This window comes from Methylocystis sp. NC52PC, from assembly GCF_055698645.1.
In genome coordinates this window covers 1,127,768-1,144,073 of record NZ_CP170127.1, presented here as the reverse complement: position 1 = coordinate 1,144,073, position 16,306 = coordinate 1,127,768, and the positions used below count along the sequence as shown (strand labels likewise).

Below are 16,306 nucleotides of genomic sequence, written 5' to 3'. Positions count from 1 at the left end.
CGAGAATGCCCCGCGCGGCGCGGACTCAACCATTTTTGCGCGCGCTTGCCAAGATGGACCGAAGAGAATCTGCAAAAAGAACAGCGACAGTCATGTCTGCGCTTGTGCCTGGATTGACACGCTTTTCCTTCAGCTCGCGGTCGAATTCGAGGGCAAGCTCAAAGGCTTCCCCCCGCCCGGCGGCTTCGATCGCCAAAGCTCTTTGCGCCGCCTCCGCGCAAACCGCGCAGGCCGCCGCGACCCCGTATTTGCGGACGATATGGCTATCGGGCAAGGCGGCCAAAAAGGCCATATAGACCTCGAGCGTCGCACGCGGCGCGTCATGGCCGCGGACGCGGGCGCGGGCGAGGGCGGCGAAGCCGGTCTCGAAAATGTCGACGAAGTCGTGGGCGTATTGATAGGCGATGCGGTCGCGCGGCGCGGCGGCGCGCATCGCCTCGAGCAGGGTGGTTTCCGCCGGGCCCGAGACGTCATGCGCCTCTGCTTCGCCGAGACCGGCGGGATTGGCGCGCCGAATGGCGCGGAAGGCCGCGTCGGCGTCGGCGACGTCGAGCGCGGCGAGGACGCGGGCGGTTTCGCCTGCGAGATCGTCGCTGGTCGCCGTCAGCGCCGCCTGCGCCAGCGGCGCGCAGAGCAGGACGATTCCGAGATTGGTGTTCTGGCCGACGGCCGCCCAGGTCGCCTCGACCGCGCCCAGGATGCGCGCGCCGACGCTTGCCTCCGCGGCGGCGATGAACGGCGCGGCGGCGCGGGCGCTCAGGACGAAATCCTGCGCCGCCATTCCATGGCCGGGCGCGAAATGATGGACATTGCCCGGCTTGGGCGCGGCGAGCTCGGCCTCGCAGGCGGCGATGAAGGCGGATGAAATCCTCTTCTCCCTCTCCTTGGCGGCGGAGAGCGGGTCGAGACGAGGGGCGGAAGGAGCGGTCAAACCTTCGTCTCGATGTCTGGAGGCGTGCAAGATGTCGCGTTTCAACTTAACCCTGTTCCCGCGGTGTTGGGAGAAGGAACGCGGGCGCCCGGGACGAAAGCGAGCGCGTCCGCAGCCAGCCTTTCGGCGATCGAGAAAGCGGTGATCCGTTGCAGGCCGCTCCAGCCGGGCATGCTGTTGACCTCCAGGACCATGGGGCGTCCGTCGGCGTCCGCGATGAGATCGACGCCGGCCACGATCGTTCCCATCGCCCCGGCGGCTGCAAGCGCCATGTCGCGCTCGATGGGAGTCGGCGTAACCGCGATTGGCCGCGCGCCCTGCCGCACATTGGTGATCCAGTGGCTCGAGCGCCGCTTCATGGCGGCGACGATCTCGCCGCGCGAGACGAGGATGCGCATGTCCTCATAGGGCGGTCGCGCCGGACCGACGAAGCGCTGCAGATAAAAGACGCCGCGCGCCTCTTCGAGCGATGGGACGTCGCGTTCGGTCTCGATGAGACGAAGCCCCCAGCCCTGCGCGCCAAAGAGCGGCTTCATCACCAGCGGCCCTCGCGCGCATTCGCGTCGGGCGATGGCGCGCGCCTGCGCCAAGGATTGCGTCGCAAGAGTCTCGGGCGCGGGGACGCCGGCCCGAGCCAACAGGAAGCTCGCCATGCTTTTGTCGGTGCAGCGCTCGATGGCGCGGGGGCCATTGACGAGCGGGACGCCCAACGCCTCGAGCGCATGCAGCGCGCCGAGCCGCATGGTGATGGCCTCGAGCGAGCCGTCGCCAATGGCGCGCACCACGGCGAGGTCGGGCAGGGCGTGAAAGCCGGGAATCGCGAGGCCGTTGGGGCGCGTCGTGTCGATGCGGCAGGCGGCAAGCCGCACGGCGACCGGCGTCGCGCCCAGCGCGCGGAAGGCCGCGACGGTATGCTCGACATGCCAGTCGAGCTTGTCGGTGAAAATCGCGACGCGCGGCGTCATGGCCGAGACAGAGGTCGTCATCGACGGGCCTGTCCCGGCTGTCCACGTACTGCGCCTCCGGCGACAAAACGGCGCCAAAGATGCGCGGGGCCGCCACCTTTAACCATGACATTCCGGATCGGCGCAAAGGATGGCCGGGTCAAGCCCGGCCATGACTCGGATAGGCGCGGATAGACGCGGATACACCGTGTGCGCGCTATCCGCCGAACGACTTGTCGAGCAGCGCCTCGTCGATCTTGCCGGCGCGGAAGGTCTCGCCGGTCTCGACCGCCGTGACCAGCGCTTCCGCCGGCGAGAACAGGCTGCCGTCGATCTTGTAGAAGTCGCCCTTATAGGTTTTGAAGATCTCGGCGAAAGGCTGGCCATAGTCGCGCGAATTGCTGCTCGGCAGCTTTTCGGCGAGTTCCTTCGCCGCCGCCGCCGGTCCTTTCACGAAGAGATGGGCGCGACCGGCGTAAATGATCGCGTCATTGGTGCGCCCCATCGCCTGGACGAAATCCGGATGCGGGGGCGACAGCGGCGCCGTAGCGATTCCGTCGACGATGTTCTCGAGCGGGAAATGCAGTTCATGCGCCTTGTGCAGCGCGACTTCCAGCACGCGGCCGACGACCTGCACGCTGCCCGCGAGCGACTGCGTCGGCGCATAGACAAAAGCGACCTTGTCGGGCGAGACGTCGGACTTCGACGCGACTTTCTCGACCACTTCCTTGGGCGGCGGCGAGCCGCTTTCGAGCACGATGGTCACGCGGTTGGCGCGGTCCTTGTAGGACAGTTCCTCGAAGAGCTTCTCGACCCGCGCCTGGGCGCGGCCGGGCCCCGAGCCCAGCGCGAAGAATTTCTCATGCTGCAGGCTCCAGCCCGCGTATTGGCTGGCGAGGCAGGCGACGACGGGATCGTTGCTGGAGACCGTGAGCCAGAACGGCCATTTGGACGCGCCGGGCGCCGGCGAAAGCGTGACCTTGCCGAGCCCGCCCATGCAGATTTCGGTGAGCAGCAGCCCGGCGTCGATCCCGCCCGCGGCCTTGGCGCCGGCGTCGATGAGCAGTTCCCCGAGGCTGCCGCGCGAGACGGCGACGCGATATTTCTCGGCGCCGGCGACGAGCCGGTCGACGATCTCGCCTGCGAGAGTGTTCACGCTGGCCGTCGCGCGGCCTGTGTTTTCGCTTGCGCTCACTTGTGGTCCTTCCCTCGTATTGGCCATTGGCTCTACCGGCATTGCCTTCGCCGAACTAGTCTTTGCGAAAACAACCCGCTGGCGCGGGCGGAACTTATCGAGCTTCGCAACGAAACGAAAGCGGCTCTTACAGCGTTATAGACGGTATTAACCTTCGTCACATAGCCGTCATGTCGAGCCTTTAGCGCCGTTGCGGGTCGCAGTGGGGGGCGATTATGGACAATCAGTTTATGGACCGCGCGTCGGCCGCGGCGCAGAAGCGTGTGTCTTCGTGGGATCTCGTCGTCGTCGTCGCCGCGGTCGCGGCGATCGTCTTCGCCAACGTCGGGGTCGTGCGCGCGCTCGATTTGGCGCTGGACGTCTTGCATCGCTGAACGCATCCAATCCGACTGCTATCTATCGGGCCGAACGTATTATTTTGGCTCTCACGCGCTCGCTTGCGTAAAGCGGGCCGCCATTTCTTGGCAGAAACTACCGTCTTTTTGTCATTGCGCGTATTTGCCGCAGGCGAGAAGATCGCGCGATGTCGATTGCCAAATCTCCATTTGACCCAGATCTGCTTTCCCGCGAAAGACGTCCGGATCAATTAAGGCGCGTCCGCAAGATCGGGTTTCTGATCTACGGCGACTTTGAAATTCTCGATCTTTGCGGCCCGCTCGACGCATTCTATTACGCCGACCGGGTCCTCTGCCTCAGGGGACGGGAGAACGAACCCGGTTACCAGATTGTCGTGATCGCCGCGGCCAAAGGCATGGTCACAGCGAAATGCGGCCTGCAGATCGCCGCGCCGCTCGGATGCGCCGACATCGTCGAGGGGCTCGATACGCTCGTCGTCGTTGGCGGCGAGGGGGCGATGGCGGCGAGCGCCGACGTCGAACTCATCGACTGGATCAAGCGCGTGGCGGCGCGTACGCGCCGGCTGGCCTCGATCTGCACTGGCGCTTTCCTTCTCGCCAGCGCCGGTCTGCTCAACAATCGCAGGGTCACCACGCACTGGCTTTACTGCGACGAGCTCGCGCGCGCCTATCCGAAGCTCTGCGTCGATCCCAATCGCATCTTCGTGCGCGACGGCGGGGTCTACACCTCGGGGGGCATTACCGCCGGGATTGATCTCGCGCTGTCGCTCATCGAGGAGGACCTCGGCCGCGAGGTCCCCCGCCAGGTCGCGGGCCTGATGGTCGTGTTTTTGCGCCGTCCCGGCGGCCAGGCGCAATTCAGTCCTTTCTTGGAGGACCCCAACGCCGGATGCCGGGACATCGCCGAGCTCAAGGCCTGGGTTCTCGCCAATTGCCATCTCGACCTCTCCGTCGAACGGCTGGCGGATCAGGCCGCGATGAGTCCGCGCAACTTCGCGCGCCGCTTCCTGTCGGAAACCGGCGTGACCCCCGCGCGCTTCGTCGAGCGCGCCCGAGTCGAGGCGGCGCGGTGCCGGCTCGAACAAACCAGCCTTCCCTTACAGGCGATTGCGCAGGCCTGCGGCTTCGCGACCGTGGATCGCCTGCGCCGCGCCTTCAAACGCCATCTCGACGTGGGGCCGCTCGAATATCGCGACCGTTTTCAATCCAGTTTCTTCGATCACTGGGGGTCGACATGAAAATTTTATTTTTGACCACTGCGCACAATAGCCTGAGCCAGCGACTGCTGATCGAATTGACCGAGCGGGGTCACGCCATTTCAGTCGCCATCGCCGATAGCGAGAGAGCGATGGTCGACGCGGTCGCGCGCGACAATCCTGATTTGATCGTCGCGCCAATGCTCAAGGCCGCCGTGCCGGAGGCGATCTGGCGGCGTCGCGTCTGCCTCATTGTGCATCCGGGAATCATGGGCGATCGCGGGCCGTCCTCGCTCGACTGGGCCATCATGGAGGGCGCTGAACGCTGGGGCGTCACGGTCCTGCAGGCCGCCGCCGAGATGGACGCTGGACCGATCTGGGCAAGCCATGAGTTTCAATTGCCGCCTGTCGCCGACGCCAAGGGCAGCCTCTACCGCAACGCCGTCACGGAGGCGGCGGTGCGCGGCGTGCTGGAGGCGGTGGAGAAATTCGAATCCGGCCGGTTCCGGCCTCTCCCGCTCGACTATGCGCGGCCCGAGGCGCGGGGGCGCCTGCGCCCGGCGATGACCCAGCGGGACCGCGCGATCGACTGGTCGCGGGACCGAACGGAGACGGTTCTCCGCAAGATGCGCGCGGCCGACAGCGCGCCGGGCGTTTTGGACGAACTTTTCGGCCTGCAGGTTTTCCTTTATGGGGCGCATGGCGAGGACCGGCTGAAGGGCGCGCCCGGCGCCGTCATCGCCAGGCGCGACGGCGCCATCTGCCGCGCGACGGTCGACGGCGCGGTCTGGATCAGCCATTTGAAGCTCAAGAGCGGCGCCCCGGGTCCCGACTGTGGCCACTTCACTCAGGAGGGGGGTTGCGCCTATTGCGAACCGGACTTCTGCCCGGTCTCCGGCGTCAAGCTGCCGGCGGCGCAAATACTCGGGCCGCTGCTCTTCGGCGTTCCAGAGTCGGTGCTGCCGGTCGTGGCCGAGATCGATTATCGCAGCTATCGCGAAATCCGCTATGTCGAGCGGGACGGCGTCGGCCATATCCACTTCGACTTCTACAATGGCGCGATGAGCACGCAGCAGTGCTATCGCCTGCGAGACGCCTTCCTTTTCGCCCGCAGCCGCCCGACTCGCGTCATCGTGCTGCATGGCGGCAGGGACTTCTTCTCGAATGGCATCCATCTCAACATCATCGAGGCGGCCCCCGATCCGGCGCTCGAATCGTGGCGAAATATCAATGCGATCGACGATCTCGTCTGTGAAATCCTCAACACCATGTCTCATATCGTCATCGCGGCGATGACGGGCAACGCCGGCGCCGGCGGGGCGATGCTCGCTCTGGCCGCTGATCGCGTCGTGGCGCGCGAGAGCGTCGTGCTCAATCCACATTATCGGAGCATGGGCGGGCTTTATGGTTCGGAGTATTGGACCTATGTGCTGCCGAGGCGGGTCGGCTCGGCGCATGCGCAGGAATTGGCGCAGGCCTGCCGTCCCATGGGGACCCGCGAAGCCCTCTCCATCGGCTTCGTCGACGAGGTCGTCGCCGGCGACGCGGAGGCCTTTGTGCGGGGCGTGACGGCGCAGGCCGTCGAAACGGCGCGGCGCGCGGATTTCTGGAGCCTGCTGCGCGACAAGCACGAAAAACGCGTGCGCGACGAGCGCGCCAAGCCGCTCGCCGCCTATCGGGCCGAGGAGCTTGCCCGCATGAAGGCGAATTTCTTCGGACCCGATCCGGCCTATCATCGGGCGCGCGAGAACTTCGTCTTCAAAGGCCGCGCCCGCCCGGCTAAGGCGAAGCCCGCGCCGCGCGCGGTCGCCGCGGTCTAGCTGCGCTCGACGAAGTCGAGGGCGACGCCGCCGGCCATTGGCGCGTCGCCTTTTTCCCTGGCGTCGGCGAGGCGGTCGAGGCGGATGAGGGCGAGGCCCTCCTCGCCGACGGCCGAGCCGGTGATCCCAATCTCGATTTCGCCGGCGCGGATGGGTTCGCCCGGCGCCGGCGCGCCGCCGGCGGCGCGATAGGGCGTGACGCGCTTTCGCACCAGATTGCGGTGCTTCATGCGCGAGACGACCTCCTGTCCGACATAGCAGCCCTTCTTGAAGTCGAGGCCGGCGTAAAGGTCCATGTCGGCTTCATGCGGAAAAGCGTCGCTATAGGCGAAGTCGACGCCGCCCTTGGGAACCCCGGCGCGGATGCGGCGCGCTTCGTAATCCTCGGGGGCGCCGGAAGCGGCGATCCGGCCCCTCTCGGCGATCCCGCGCCAGCCCAGCGCCGCCGACCGCGGCTCGGGCGCCAGCGCCAGCATTTCGACCGCCGGAGTCTCGGTCGCGTGCGGAAAGGCGACGGCTTCGAGACTATCGCTGCGGTTGGCGATCGTGATCTTGGCGCGGAGCTTGTACAGGTTGAGCCGCTTCTCGAGATCTCCCGCGAGCGAAAGCGGACAATCGAGCAGAAAGCGTCCCTCGCCGAGCGCGAAGACGACAAAATCGAACAGAATTTTCCCCTGCGGCGTGAGCAGAGCGGCGAAGCGCGCGTCTCCCGGCGTCAAGCCCGCGACGTCGTTCGTCACGAGATTATGCAGGAACTTCGCCGCGTCTTCGCCGGAAACCTCGATCACGCCGCGGTCCGCCAGCGGAATTGCCGTCGTCATTATCGTCTTTTCCGTTGATTGCGATATCGCGCGCATGCTTGGCGCGCCGCCGACTTGTGCTTATCTTGATCGCAAACTTGCAAGCGGGGCGCCATTCATGCAGCAGAGTTTCGACGTCATCCTCTCCGGCGGCACTCTCGTCAACCAGGACGGCGAGGGGCGGCGCGACCTTGGCGTACGCCACGGCAAGATCGCCGAAATCGGCGACCTGTCCCGCGCCGCGGCGGCCGAGCGGATCGACTGCACGGGCCTGCATATCCTGCCTGGAGTCGTCGACACCCAGGTGCATTTTCGCGAGCCCGGCCTTTCCCACAAGGAAGATCTCGAATCGGGGTCGCGCAGCGCCGTCATGGGCGGCGTGACGGCGGTCTTCGAAATGCCGAACACCAACCCGCTCACCGCCGACGCTACGCAGCTTGCCGACAAGGTTGCGCGCGGGACGGGCCGCATGCATTGCGACTTCGCCTTCTGGGTCGGCGGCACGCATCAGAACGCCAAGGATCTTGCCGAGCTGGAGCGCTTGCCAGGGGCCGCGGGCGTCAAGGTTTTCATGGGCTCCTCCACCGGCTCGCTGCTGATCGCGGATGACGCGGGGATCGCCGAGGTGCTGTCGCATACGCGACGGCGCGTCGCCTTTCACAGCGAGGACGAGGAGCGGCTCAACGAACGCAAGAGCCTGCGCGTCGACGGCGATCCGGCGAGTCATCCGGTGTGGCGCGACGTCGAGACGGCGCTGCGTTCGACGCGGCGGCTGCTGGCCATTGCGCAAGAGAAGCGCGCGCTCATCCATGTGCTGCATGTCACGACTGCAGAAGAGATCGAGCTGCTCGCCGCGCACAAGGATCTGGCGAGCGTCGAAGTCACGCCCAACCATCTCGTGCTCGACGCCGAAGCCTATGGCCGCATCGGCACGCTCGCGCAGATGAATCCGCCCGTGCGCGAAGCGCGCCATCGCGACGCGCTGTGGGAAGGCTTGCGGCAGGGCGTCGTCGACGTCATCGGCTCCGACCATGCGCCGCATACGCTCGAGGAGAAGGCGCAGCCCTATCCAAAAAGCCCCTCCGGCATGACCGGCGTGCAAACCCTCGTGCCGCTGCTGCTCAACGCGGTGAACGAAGGCCGGCTGACGCTGGCGCGTTTCGTCGATCTGACAAGCGCGGGGCCGTTGCGACTCTTCGGCATGGCGGGGAAGGGGCGCGTCGCCAAAGGCTATGACGCCGATCTCACCATCGTCGATATGAAACGCCGCGAGACCATCCGCAACGAATGGGTGGCGTCGCGCGTCGGCTGGACGCCCTTCCATGGCGTGACGGTCGCCGGCTGGCCGGTGGGCACGATCGTGCGCGGCGCCAAAGTGATGTGGGAGGGCGAACTCGTCACGCCTTCGACCGGACGGCCGGTGCGCTTTCAGGCGGCCTTGTAAGAGGCTTCCTTACGACTCCACGCAGCGCGCATGGGCGCCGGATTTGAGCTCTGTCAGATCGGCGCTTATTTGCAGGCCGTTCGTCACCTTAAGAGTGACAATCGGATTCGAGAAGCCGAAGCGATAGTCGCGTTTCATCGGGTAAGATCGTCGGTCGCTGGCGACGTAAAAGCAAAAGGAGCTGTATTCGGGATTGGCCATGCGCGAGATCGAACAGTGAATCTCGTAAGGCAGCGGCGCGCAACGCAACACCACGTCCTTATTGGGGACGTTCCAGTTCGGCGACGCGACCGATCCGGCGAAGGCCGGCGAGGCGAGAAGGAAAAGACAAACGCTGAGACGTCTCATTGCGCGGCTGAACTCCTGCTGACGCAAGCGCGTCGAGCGCGGTTGCATCTCGTTTTCGCCCCTTGAGGCGATCCTACGCCAACGGGCGCTCAGCCGCTAGCAGCCGCAGCGATAGCCAAAGGCGGGATAGGCCGCGCCATAATAGCCATAGGATGGGCGGCCGCCCCAGCCCCAATAGCCGTCGCCCGGGTAGGCCGCCGCCCCGGCGATCATGCCGAGCGCCAGTCCGCCGAACAGGCCGGCCGCCAGGCCGCTCCTTGGGCGTTTGGCGTCGGCTGTCCCTCCCGATACGCGAGAATCTTTCCGCGTCAATCTTCGCCGAAACCGGAATCGCTTTCGGCCGCACGCGCGCTAAATGCCATGGCTCCCCTTCAAGGAGAGGCGAGATGAACAATCCGAACGAAGCGGCGCGCAACGAAGGCGAAGGCAATCGGACCGCCGCCAAGCAATATAACGACGCCCAACGAAAATTCGTCGAAAGCGGCAAGGTCGAGCCCGCCGCGAAAGACGCCGAACACGCGCTGGAGACGGAAGAAGCCGAGGCGCTGAAGCGCGCCGAGGAAGAGGGCCGCTCGCACGCCAAGCCGCACGAGCAGTCGCGCGAAATCTAATCCTCGCTCCAGAAGTAATGCCACACGCCGTCCGACGCGATTCCGATCCGCGTCGGATGGGGCTTGCCCGCCGCGTTGCTGCGCGCCAGATCGCCAAAGCGCACGCAGGCCCACCGGGCGGGCGAGTCGTCCGGGTTCGTCGGCGGCGCCGGCCGCCGGGCGAAAGCCGGCCATTCGTAGAGCGTGACCGGTCCGCGCGTCATCCGCACGAATGGTTGAGCCAGAATGGCGCGAGCGAGGTCCATCGTCTCGCGTCCCTTGCCGTCGAAGGAGAGCTTTTTCAAAATCTCGATCGGATCCGTTCCCGCCGGAAAGCTGCCGCTCTTGGCGAAAAGCGGGCGCACCTCATTCCAGTCGATCGGGACGCGCAACGCCTCCACGTCGTTTTTCTCCAAAGCGGCGAGGATCTTGTTGCGGATGGCCTGGACCGGCGCCGGCAGCGCGGAAAGGTCGGCGGAAGGGTCGGAGACGATGTCGGGCGACGTTTTGCGGGCGCGGGTCATGGGGCATTTAAGCGTCCCTACCTGCAAAAGGCGAACAATCCCGAGATTTGCCGCTTCGCGCCCGCGTTTTCGCCTGTATAATCAAGAAAAACCGTACCAGGACGGACACCCGTCTCGCCGGAGCGCGAATGGACGATTCTCCCAAGAACAAGAAGCCCGCGCCAAAGCCCACGGCGCTCGACCAGGCGCTGCGCAAATCCGCGCGCGCCATCCTCGCCGAGCGGCTGTTGCGGCTTGGGGCCGCCCTGGCGACGCTGGCGCTGTTCTTTCTGACGCTCGCCTGGCTCGGCCTGTGGCGCGCGGCCCCGGTCGAGGCGCGCATGGCGGGGGTCGCGCTCTTTAGCTTCGCCGCCCTGCTCGTGATCGCGCGCGAGATCGGCCGCGGCTACCCGCGCCGCCGCGCCGCCGCCGCCCGTCTCGACTCGGCGGCGATCGGACCGCTCAAACCCGCCGCCTCGCTCGACGACACGCTCGCGGGCGGGGCCGCCGATCCCGCGACGGCCGCGCTTTGGGCGCTGCATCGCAAGCGTCTCGAGTCGGCGCTCGCCGAAACGCCGGTCCTCGCCCCGCGCCCGCGGCTGCCCGAGCGCGACCCTTATGCGCTGCGGGCCTTCGCGCTCGTCGCCGCGGTGGCGGCGGCCTTCGTCGCGGGCGAGGAGAAGGGAGCGCGGTTGGCTTCGGCTTTCGACTGGCGCGCGCCGCATCGGCTCGCCTCGGCGCAGCGCATCGACGCCTGGTTCGAGCCCCCGGCCTATACGGGCCGCCCGCCGATCGTGCTCTCACAGGAGAGCGGCTCCGTCACGGCGCCGGTGAATTCGACGCTGCGCCTGCGGCCGGCGGACGCTGGCGTCGACGTCAGCGGCGCGCTCGCGCCCGCCGAGAGCCAGGGCGCCCCGGAGCGGGCCTATCGGCTCGCCGGCCCGGCGCGCGTCGATCTGCCGGACGGCCGCCGTTTCGACGTCGAAGCCATCCCCGACCTCCCGCCGCAGATCGCCCTCGACGGACATCCGCGCAACAATGCGCGCGGGACCCTCACCCTCGCCTATCGCCTGGAGGACGACTACGGCGTCGTCAGCGCCGAGGCGGTCTTCAGCCGGAAGGGAACGGGCCGCGCGCTCTACGAGCCGCCTCGCCTGCCGCTCGATCTGCCGGCTGGCGCCGGCGGGCTCGGCGACGGCCGCGCGACACTCGATCTCGCCGACAGCCCCTATGCCGGCGCGGTCGCGACCATGCGCCTCGTCGCCAAAGACGCGGCCGGCAACGAGGGCGCCTCCGAGCCCGTCGAGATCATCTTGCCGCAGCGGCGCTTCACCAAGCCGCTGGCCAAGGCCCTCGTCGAGCAGCGGCGCATCCTCGCGCTCGATCCGGACGCGCGCGCCACCGTCCGCGCCGCGCTGGAGGCGCTCGCTCTTGCGCCGGAGGCCTTCGAGACGCCTTCCAACGTCCATCTCGGCCTGCGCGCGGCGCGCCGCAGCCTCGAGGGGCGTCGCACCGACGACGAGCTGCGCGGCGTCGCCGACATGCTCTGGGCCATGGCGCTCCATCTCGAAGACGGCGGCGCCTCCGAGGCTGAACGCGACCTGCGCGCGGCGGAGCAGGCGCTGCGCGAGGCTATGGCGCGCGGCGACAGCGAGGAGGAAATCGCCAAGCGCACTGAGGAGTTGCGTGCGGCTCTCGAGAAATTCCTCGAGCAGGTCGGCGCCCGGCCCCGATCCGGCGAGACGCCCGAGGCGAGCGCCGACGACCCCGACAGCGTCACGGCCGACGATCTCCAGTCGATGCTCGACGAAATCGAACAAGCGGCGAAATCCGGCGACATGGCGCAGGCGCAAAAGCTGCTCGACGATCTGCAGGACATCATGGAGAACGCCCAGACCGGCGAGACGAGCAGCGCCGCGAGCGCCGCGCGCAAGGCGCGCCAGCGCGAGATGCAGCGCAGCTTGAGCGAACTCGACCAATTGTCGCGCGAGGAGCAGCAGCTGCGCGACGACACCTTCCAGGGTCTCAAATCCCCGTTGGAGGACCAGAGGGCGGCGCGCGGCGGCGAGCCGAAGCAGGGAGGCGCCGAGGCCGGCGCCGAACGCCAGCGGCAGGAGGCCCTGCGCCAGAAGCTCGAACGCCAGCAGGACGCGCTGAAAGACGACGCCGGCGAGGCGGGCGAAGACCTCGACGACGCCCGCAAGGCGATGAAGGAGGCGGAGCAGGCGCTCGGCCCGGGCGGCGAGGGCCGCGGCAAGGCGGTGGAGGCGCAGGGCCGCGCGGTCGACTCGCTGCGCAAGGGGGCGGGCAAGCTCGCCCAGCAGATGCAGGGCGGTCAGGAAGGCGAAGCCGGCGACGACGGCCAGCAGGGGCAGGGCAAGGGCCGCCGCGCGCGTCACGGGAAGGGACGCGATCCGCTCGGCCGCTCCTCGGGCGGACAGGCCAGCACGCGCGGCAAATATGATCCGCTCGGCCTGCCGCCGGCGCAGCGCGCCCATCGCGTGCAGGAGGAGCTGCGCCGCCGCCTCGGCCAGCCCGAACGCCCGGCCGAGGAGCTCGACTATCTGCAAAGGCTGCTGACGCGATAACGGCCTTGCTCTCGCGCGGGCGCTTGTCTACTTGCTGAGCAAGGACCCGCACAGCCACAAGGCGCGTTTTTTCAGGATCGAACCTCCGGGCGCGGAACAGGCGGGAAACAACAGAGGGGAGCCCGGCCTTGCGCTGGAACCGGCTTCCCAAGGGGGCGGAATGTCCAATCTTCTGGTGTTCATCGCGGCGTCGGCGGTGTTTGTCGTGCTGCTCGCGGGCTTTTTCAACATGTTCCGCGGCGGCGAGGGCGCGCCGCAACGCTCCCAGATGCTCATGCGCTGGCGCGTCGGCCTGCAGTTCCTGGCGCTCGCGATCGCGCTGACGGTTCTCTGGTTCCGGGGACGCTGATCCGTGGTCAAGCTCGACAGAATCTACACGCGCGGCGGCGACAAAGGGGCGACCTCGCTCGCAACCGGGGCGCGCCGGCGCAAGGACGACATTCGCGTCGAGGCCTATGGCGCGATTGACGAGACCAATGCGGCGATCGGCGTGGCGCGCCTCGCGATCGAACCGCGCGACGCGTCCCTCGACCAGATGCTGGAGCGCATCCAGAACGATCTTTTCGACCTCGGCGCCGAACTCGCGACGCCGCACGATCCTGAAAAGCCCCTCGATCCCGCCATGCGGCTCGTGATTCTGCCCTCGCAGGTCGAGCGGCTGGAGAAGGAGATCGACGCGCTCAACGCCGGTCTCGCGCCCTTACGGTCCTTCGTGCTGCCCGGCGGGACGGCGGCGGCGGCGCATCTGCACCTGGCGCGCACCATCTGCCGCCGCGCCGAACGCGTGATGGTGACGCTGATGGAGACGGAAGGCGAGGACCTGTCCACAACGGCGCTCGCCTATGTAAATCGTCTCTCCGACTTCCTCTTCGTCGCCTCGCGCCATGTGAACCGCGAGACGGGCGACGTGCTGTGGAAGCCCGGCGCGACGCGGTGAGGCGTCACCTGCCGGCCTTTCCCAGCCAATTGACGACGAGCGGATCGTCTACGGCGCCGGTGACGGTCGTCACCTGCCCATCGGGCGCGACCAGCGCGGTGAAGGGCAATTCGCCGCGCCAGCTTCTGTCGGCCTCGAAATAAAGCTTCTCGACGAAGTCGTCGGCGAAACCGTAATGCGCGGCCTTGCCGAGCCCGGCCTTTTCGAGGCGGGCTTCGGCGCGGGGGCGATCCTCCTCGCCGTCCGTATTCACGAAGATGATGTCGACGCCTTTTTGCGCCTCGAGCATCTTCGCCCATTGCGGGAGTTCGGCGATGCAGGGCGGGCAGGTCACCGACCAGAAGTGGATCACCAACGGCCGCCCTCCATGGGCCTTGACGATCTGTGCGAAAGCGCCGCGGCCATAGGGCTTGAAGTCGAGCGCCGACGCCGGTCCCACGAACGCGACGGCGACCCACACGGCGACAAAAATGAATCGCCTCATTTCGCGGCGCTCTTCTCGTCGCGCGGAAGCGGCAGCAGTCGATAGCCTTCCTTATGCGTCGCCCAGGAGAGATAGGCGGTCTTCCTGTCGGCGATGAGTTCGGGATGGTCCGAAGCGTCGGCGGTCTCGGCGACGACTTTGGGCGCGCTCCAGCTCTTGCCCCCGTCGCGCGACATCTGCATCGGAATCGTCGTCGTCGTTCCGTCGAACTCCTTCCAGACGCGATAGAGCCGACCCTTGGCGGCGATGACCGCCGGGTGTCCCGGCGCCTTGGCGTCGTCGCCGAATTTCTCCGGCGCGGAGAAGTTTTTGCCGCCGTCGGCGCTCGCGGCGTAGAAGAGCCCCTGCCGCTTCTTGCCCTTGGTGAACCAGACGACATGCCAGACGCCATTGGCGTCGATCGCGAGGCTCGGCCCGTGATGCGGGCAGGAGTTGATCGCCCATTCGTCGTCGCTGACGCGCCCGCCGGACAGCGTCGCGCCGTCGGCTGAGAGTTTCGCCGCGTAATGGTCGCGGATATTGCCGTCGAACACCTGCCGCCAGAGGAAGACCGGCAGGCCGTCACGGTCGACCGCCGAGGACATGCGGCAGCATTCGCAGGCATGGTCGAGCAGGATTTTCTTGCCCGCGAAGGTCTGCCCCTTGTCGTCGGACCAGGCAAAGGCGACGCCGCTGCCTTCGAACTCCTTGCCCTCGGCCTTGGCTTTGAGAAGGTTCGTCTTGTCGAGCCAGCCCGCATAGACGCGGCCCTTGGGCGTCACGACGAAGGTCTCGAAACGCTGGCCGCCTTCGGTCAGCATCGGCTGCGGCGGAGAAAAGCTCTTGCCGCCGTCAGTCGAGCGCGCGGTGAAGATCGTGCCGATCATCTGCTTGTCGGGCCGCGTCGTATAGCTTGCGAGGAGGGTTCCGTCGGCGAGCGGGACGACCTTGGGCCGCGCGTCGCCATGTGAGTCGATGACGCCGTCGCCGATCGTCGCCACGGTCGCGGGCGCCGAGAAGTTTTTGCCGCCGTCGGGGGAGCTCGCGACATAGACGGACCTCCCCACCGCAAAGGCGACCCAGAGCGTCCCCTTCTTGTCGAAGGCGGGATTAACCGTCATCGCGCAGGCCGGCTTGGCCTCGCTGCAGGCGGGCGCGGCGTGATGGCTCGCGGCGGCGGGCGCGGGCGGGGGAGCAGCCGGCGCGGACGGCGCCGCCGCCTCTTCGGCCAGACCGGTTGCGGGAACGAGAAGCAAAAACGCGGCGAAGACGCCGGCGCGACGGGAGGGATAATGGCTTGGAGTCATTGTGTTCGTCTCTCGATGCTTCGACGCTTTCAAGCGCTTCTGACCTTTTGGCGGTTTGTCGCCTAGTGGAACTCGAGGGTCTCGATCGCTTCCGGGCGGCGCGCCGGCTGCGCGCGCAGTCCCGAGACAGTCGAGCGCAAAATCAATGGAGGCGCCGGGCGCGTCGAGGAGATCACATAAAGCCCGTCGCGTTGGGCGCTGCGGCGCGCGCGCACGGTCGCGTCGCGATCGGGCGCCGCCTCATAGTGGCGCGTCGTCGCCGGACGGAAGGGAAAGGCCCCGCGGCCGTCGTCCCATTCGAAGCCGCACGCTGGCGTCGCCGCGAAAGAGAGCAGGAGAAGGGCCGCGGACGGTCTCATCCGATCACCGGAATTTGAACGTCTGCCCGACGTCCAGGGAACCCCCCGGCGGCGGCGGCGTCACGACCTCGGACAAAATCTTCTTGACGACGTCGGCATGGGTCGGGCTCGACGTCTTGTCGATCGTCACTTTGGTCACCCTGCCCGAGGGGCCGATGATGAAGCTCGCCACAACTTCGCCCGGGCCGGCGGTATTTTCCTCGGGCGTGTGTTTTGCGATCTCGGCGTAGAGCAGGCTCAGATATTTGCTCTCCGACATGCCGCCGGGGGCGGCGGCTTGCGGCGCCGGCTTCTGGCCGGACGCGGCGGCCGGGGCCGCCGGCGGGGGTTGCTGCGCCGCCGGAGAGGCCGGGGCAGGGGCGGCGGCAGGTTTCGGCGCAAGCGAAGGCGCGGGCGCGGCCGCCGGCGAAGCAGGGGCAGGGGCGGGGGCCGCCGGCTTGGGGGGTTCGGCGCGCGCGACGCCGCCAAAGGCGAGCGCGCAAAGAAGCGCGACGCGCCAGCGGGGAAGGGCGTTCATGTTTGTCG

At 67.5% G+C, this 16,306-nt stretch carries 19 protein-coding genes; 8 read left to right on the top strand and 11 right to left on the bottom strand.

Translation table 11 applies throughout. From position 1 onward, the window contains the following. Nucleotides 1–25 precede the first annotated feature (25 nt). From ACETII_RS07410 to mch, 3 genes are all read right to left on the bottom strand, one after another. Nucleotides 26–868, bottom strand: coding sequence for a triphosphoribosyl-dephospho-CoA synthase (locus ACETII_RS07410; protein ID WP_472788132.1), 843 nt, complete (start codon nucleotides 866–868; stop codon nucleotides 26–28). Nucleotides 869–972: 104 nt separating this feature from the next. Further along, the gene (locus ACETII_RS07405) at nucleotides 973–1,917 is read right to left on the bottom strand and encodes an ATP-grasp domain-containing protein (protein WP_472787626.1); all 945 of its coding nucleotides are present in this window, start codon (nucleotides 1,915–1,917) and stop codon (nucleotides 973–975) included. Between the two features lie 175 nt (nucleotides 1,918–2,092). After that, on the bottom strand, nucleotides 2,093–3,070 hold the full coding sequence (mch, locus tag ACETII_RS07400) for a methenyltetrahydromethanopterin cyclohydrolase (protein ID WP_472787625.1): 978 nt from the start codon (nucleotides 3,068–3,070) through the stop codon (nucleotides 2,093–2,095). Between the two features lie 215 nt (nucleotides 3,071–3,285). Between mch and ACETII_RS07395 the strand changes: the two genes are divergently transcribed. The 3 genes from ACETII_RS07395 to ACETII_RS07385 all read left to right on the top strand — a co-directional run bounded on the left by ACETII_RS07395 (nucleotide 3,286) and on the right by ACETII_RS07385 (nucleotide 6,442). Further along, nucleotides 3,286–3,444 (top strand): hypothetical protein, encoded by a 159-nt coding sequence (locus tag ACETII_RS07395; RefSeq protein WP_363350272.1) that lies wholly within the window; start codon nucleotides 3,286–3,288, stop codon nucleotides 3,442–3,444. 149 nt (nucleotides 3,445–3,593) lie between these two features. After that, nucleotides 3,594–4,664, top strand: a complete 1,071-nt coding sequence (locus tag ACETII_RS07390) for a GlxA family transcriptional regulator (protein WP_363350271.1) — start codon at nucleotides 3,594–3,596, stop codon at nucleotides 4,662–4,664. Then, nucleotides 4,661–6,442, top strand: coding sequence for a hydrogenase maturation protein (locus ACETII_RS07385; RefSeq protein ID WP_472787624.1), 1,782 nt, complete (start codon nucleotides 4,661–4,663; stop codon nucleotides 6,440–6,442). The genes ACETII_RS07390 and ACETII_RS07385 overlap by 4 nt, the downstream gene beginning before the upstream one ends. Here ACETII_RS07385 and ygfZ read toward each other — a convergent pair. Then, a complete protein-coding gene (gene ygfZ, locus ACETII_RS07380; protein WP_472787623.1) occupies nucleotides 6,439–7,263 on the bottom strand; it encodes a CAF17-like 4Fe-4S cluster assembly/insertion protein YgfZ in 825 nt (274 codons plus the stop codon). The two genes, ACETII_RS07385 and ygfZ, sit on opposite strands and share 4 nt — an antisense overlap. A gap of 97 nt (nucleotides 7,264–7,360) precedes the next feature. Here ygfZ and ACETII_RS07375 point away from each other — a divergent pair, with 97 nt between their 5' ends. Further along, nucleotides 7,361–8,686, top strand: a complete 1,326-nt coding sequence (locus ACETII_RS07375) for a dihydroorotase (protein ID WP_363350267.1) — start codon at nucleotides 7,361–7,363, stop codon at nucleotides 8,684–8,686. 9 nt (nucleotides 8,687–8,695) lie between these two features. Here the strand turns inward: ACETII_RS07375 and ACETII_RS07370 are convergent, their stop codons facing one another. Then, a complete protein-coding gene (locus ACETII_RS07370) occupies nucleotides 8,696–9,034 on the bottom strand; it encodes a hypothetical protein (protein ID WP_472787622.1) in 339 nt (112 codons plus the stop codon). Nucleotides 9,035–9,130: 96 nt separating this feature from the next. Next, nucleotides 9,131–9,346 carry a hypothetical protein gene (locus tag ACETII_RS07365; protein ID WP_472787621.1) on the bottom strand — a complete coding sequence of 72 codons (216 nt, stop codon included), beginning with the start codon at nucleotides 9,344–9,346 and terminating at the stop codon, nucleotides 9,131–9,133. Nucleotides 9,347–9,420: 74 nt separating this feature from the next. On the opposite strand from ACETII_RS07365, the gene ACETII_RS07360 reads away from it, so the two are divergent. Next, the gene (locus tag ACETII_RS07360; RefSeq protein ID WP_363350264.1) at nucleotides 9,421–9,645 is read left to right on the top strand and encodes a hypothetical protein; all 225 of its coding nucleotides are present in this window, start codon (nucleotides 9,421–9,423) and stop codon (nucleotides 9,643–9,645) included. Here the strand turns inward: ACETII_RS07360 and ACETII_RS07355 are convergent. Next, nucleotides 9,642–10,148: a hypothetical protein gene (locus ACETII_RS07355; RefSeq protein ID WP_472787620.1), complete on the bottom strand. Its 507-nt coding sequence runs from the start codon at nucleotides 10,146–10,148 to the stop codon at nucleotides 9,642–9,644. The genes ACETII_RS07360 and ACETII_RS07355 overlap by 4 nt on opposite strands. 128 nt (nucleotides 10,149–10,276) lie before the next feature. Between ACETII_RS07355 and ACETII_RS07350 the strand changes: the two genes are divergently transcribed. From ACETII_RS07350 to ACETII_RS07340, 3 genes are all read left to right on the top strand, one after another. Then, a complete protein-coding gene (locus ACETII_RS07350) occupies nucleotides 10,277–12,715 on the top strand; it encodes a TIGR02302 family protein (RefSeq protein ID WP_472787619.1) in 2,439 nt (812 codons plus the stop codon). Between the two features lie 160 nt (nucleotides 12,716–12,875). After that, a complete protein-coding gene (locus ACETII_RS07345; RefSeq protein WP_363350260.1) occupies nucleotides 12,876–13,064 on the top strand; it encodes a twin transmembrane helix small protein in 189 nt (62 codons plus the stop codon). Nucleotides 13,065–13,067: 3 nt separating this feature from the next. Further along, on the top strand, nucleotides 13,068–13,652 hold the full coding sequence (locus ACETII_RS07340; protein WP_363350259.1) for a cob(I)yrinic acid a,c-diamide adenosyltransferase: 585 nt from the start codon (nucleotides 13,068–13,070) through the stop codon (nucleotides 13,650–13,652). 4 nt (nucleotides 13,653–13,656) lie between these two features. Here ACETII_RS07340 and ACETII_RS07335 read toward each other — a convergent pair whose 3' ends face one another. The 4 genes from ACETII_RS07335 to ACETII_RS07320 all read right to left on the bottom strand — a co-directional run bounded on the left by ACETII_RS07335 (nucleotide 13,657) and on the right by ACETII_RS07320 (nucleotide 16,298). Then, nucleotides 13,657–14,136: a TlpA family protein disulfide reductase gene (locus ACETII_RS07335; RefSeq protein ID WP_472787618.1), complete on the bottom strand. Its 480-nt coding sequence runs from the start codon at nucleotides 14,134–14,136 to the stop codon at nucleotides 13,657–13,659. Next, entirely contained in the window at nucleotides 14,133–15,422 is a 1,290-nt protein-coding gene (locus tag ACETII_RS07330; protein WP_472787617.1) for a sialidase family protein, read from the bottom strand. The genes ACETII_RS07335 and ACETII_RS07330 overlap by 4 nt, the downstream gene beginning before the upstream one ends. Nucleotides 15,423–15,484: 62 nt before the next feature. Further along, a complete protein-coding gene (locus ACETII_RS07325) occupies nucleotides 15,485–15,781 on the bottom strand; it encodes a hypothetical protein (protein ID WP_472787616.1) in 297 nt (98 codons plus the stop codon). 4 nt (nucleotides 15,782–15,785) lie between these two features. After that, complete coding sequence (locus tag ACETII_RS07320) at nucleotides 15,786–16,298, bottom strand: energy transducer TonB (protein ID WP_472787615.1); 513 nt, start codon at nucleotides 16,296–16,298, stop codon at nucleotides 15,786–15,788. Nucleotides 16,299–16,306: the final 8 nt, after the last annotated feature.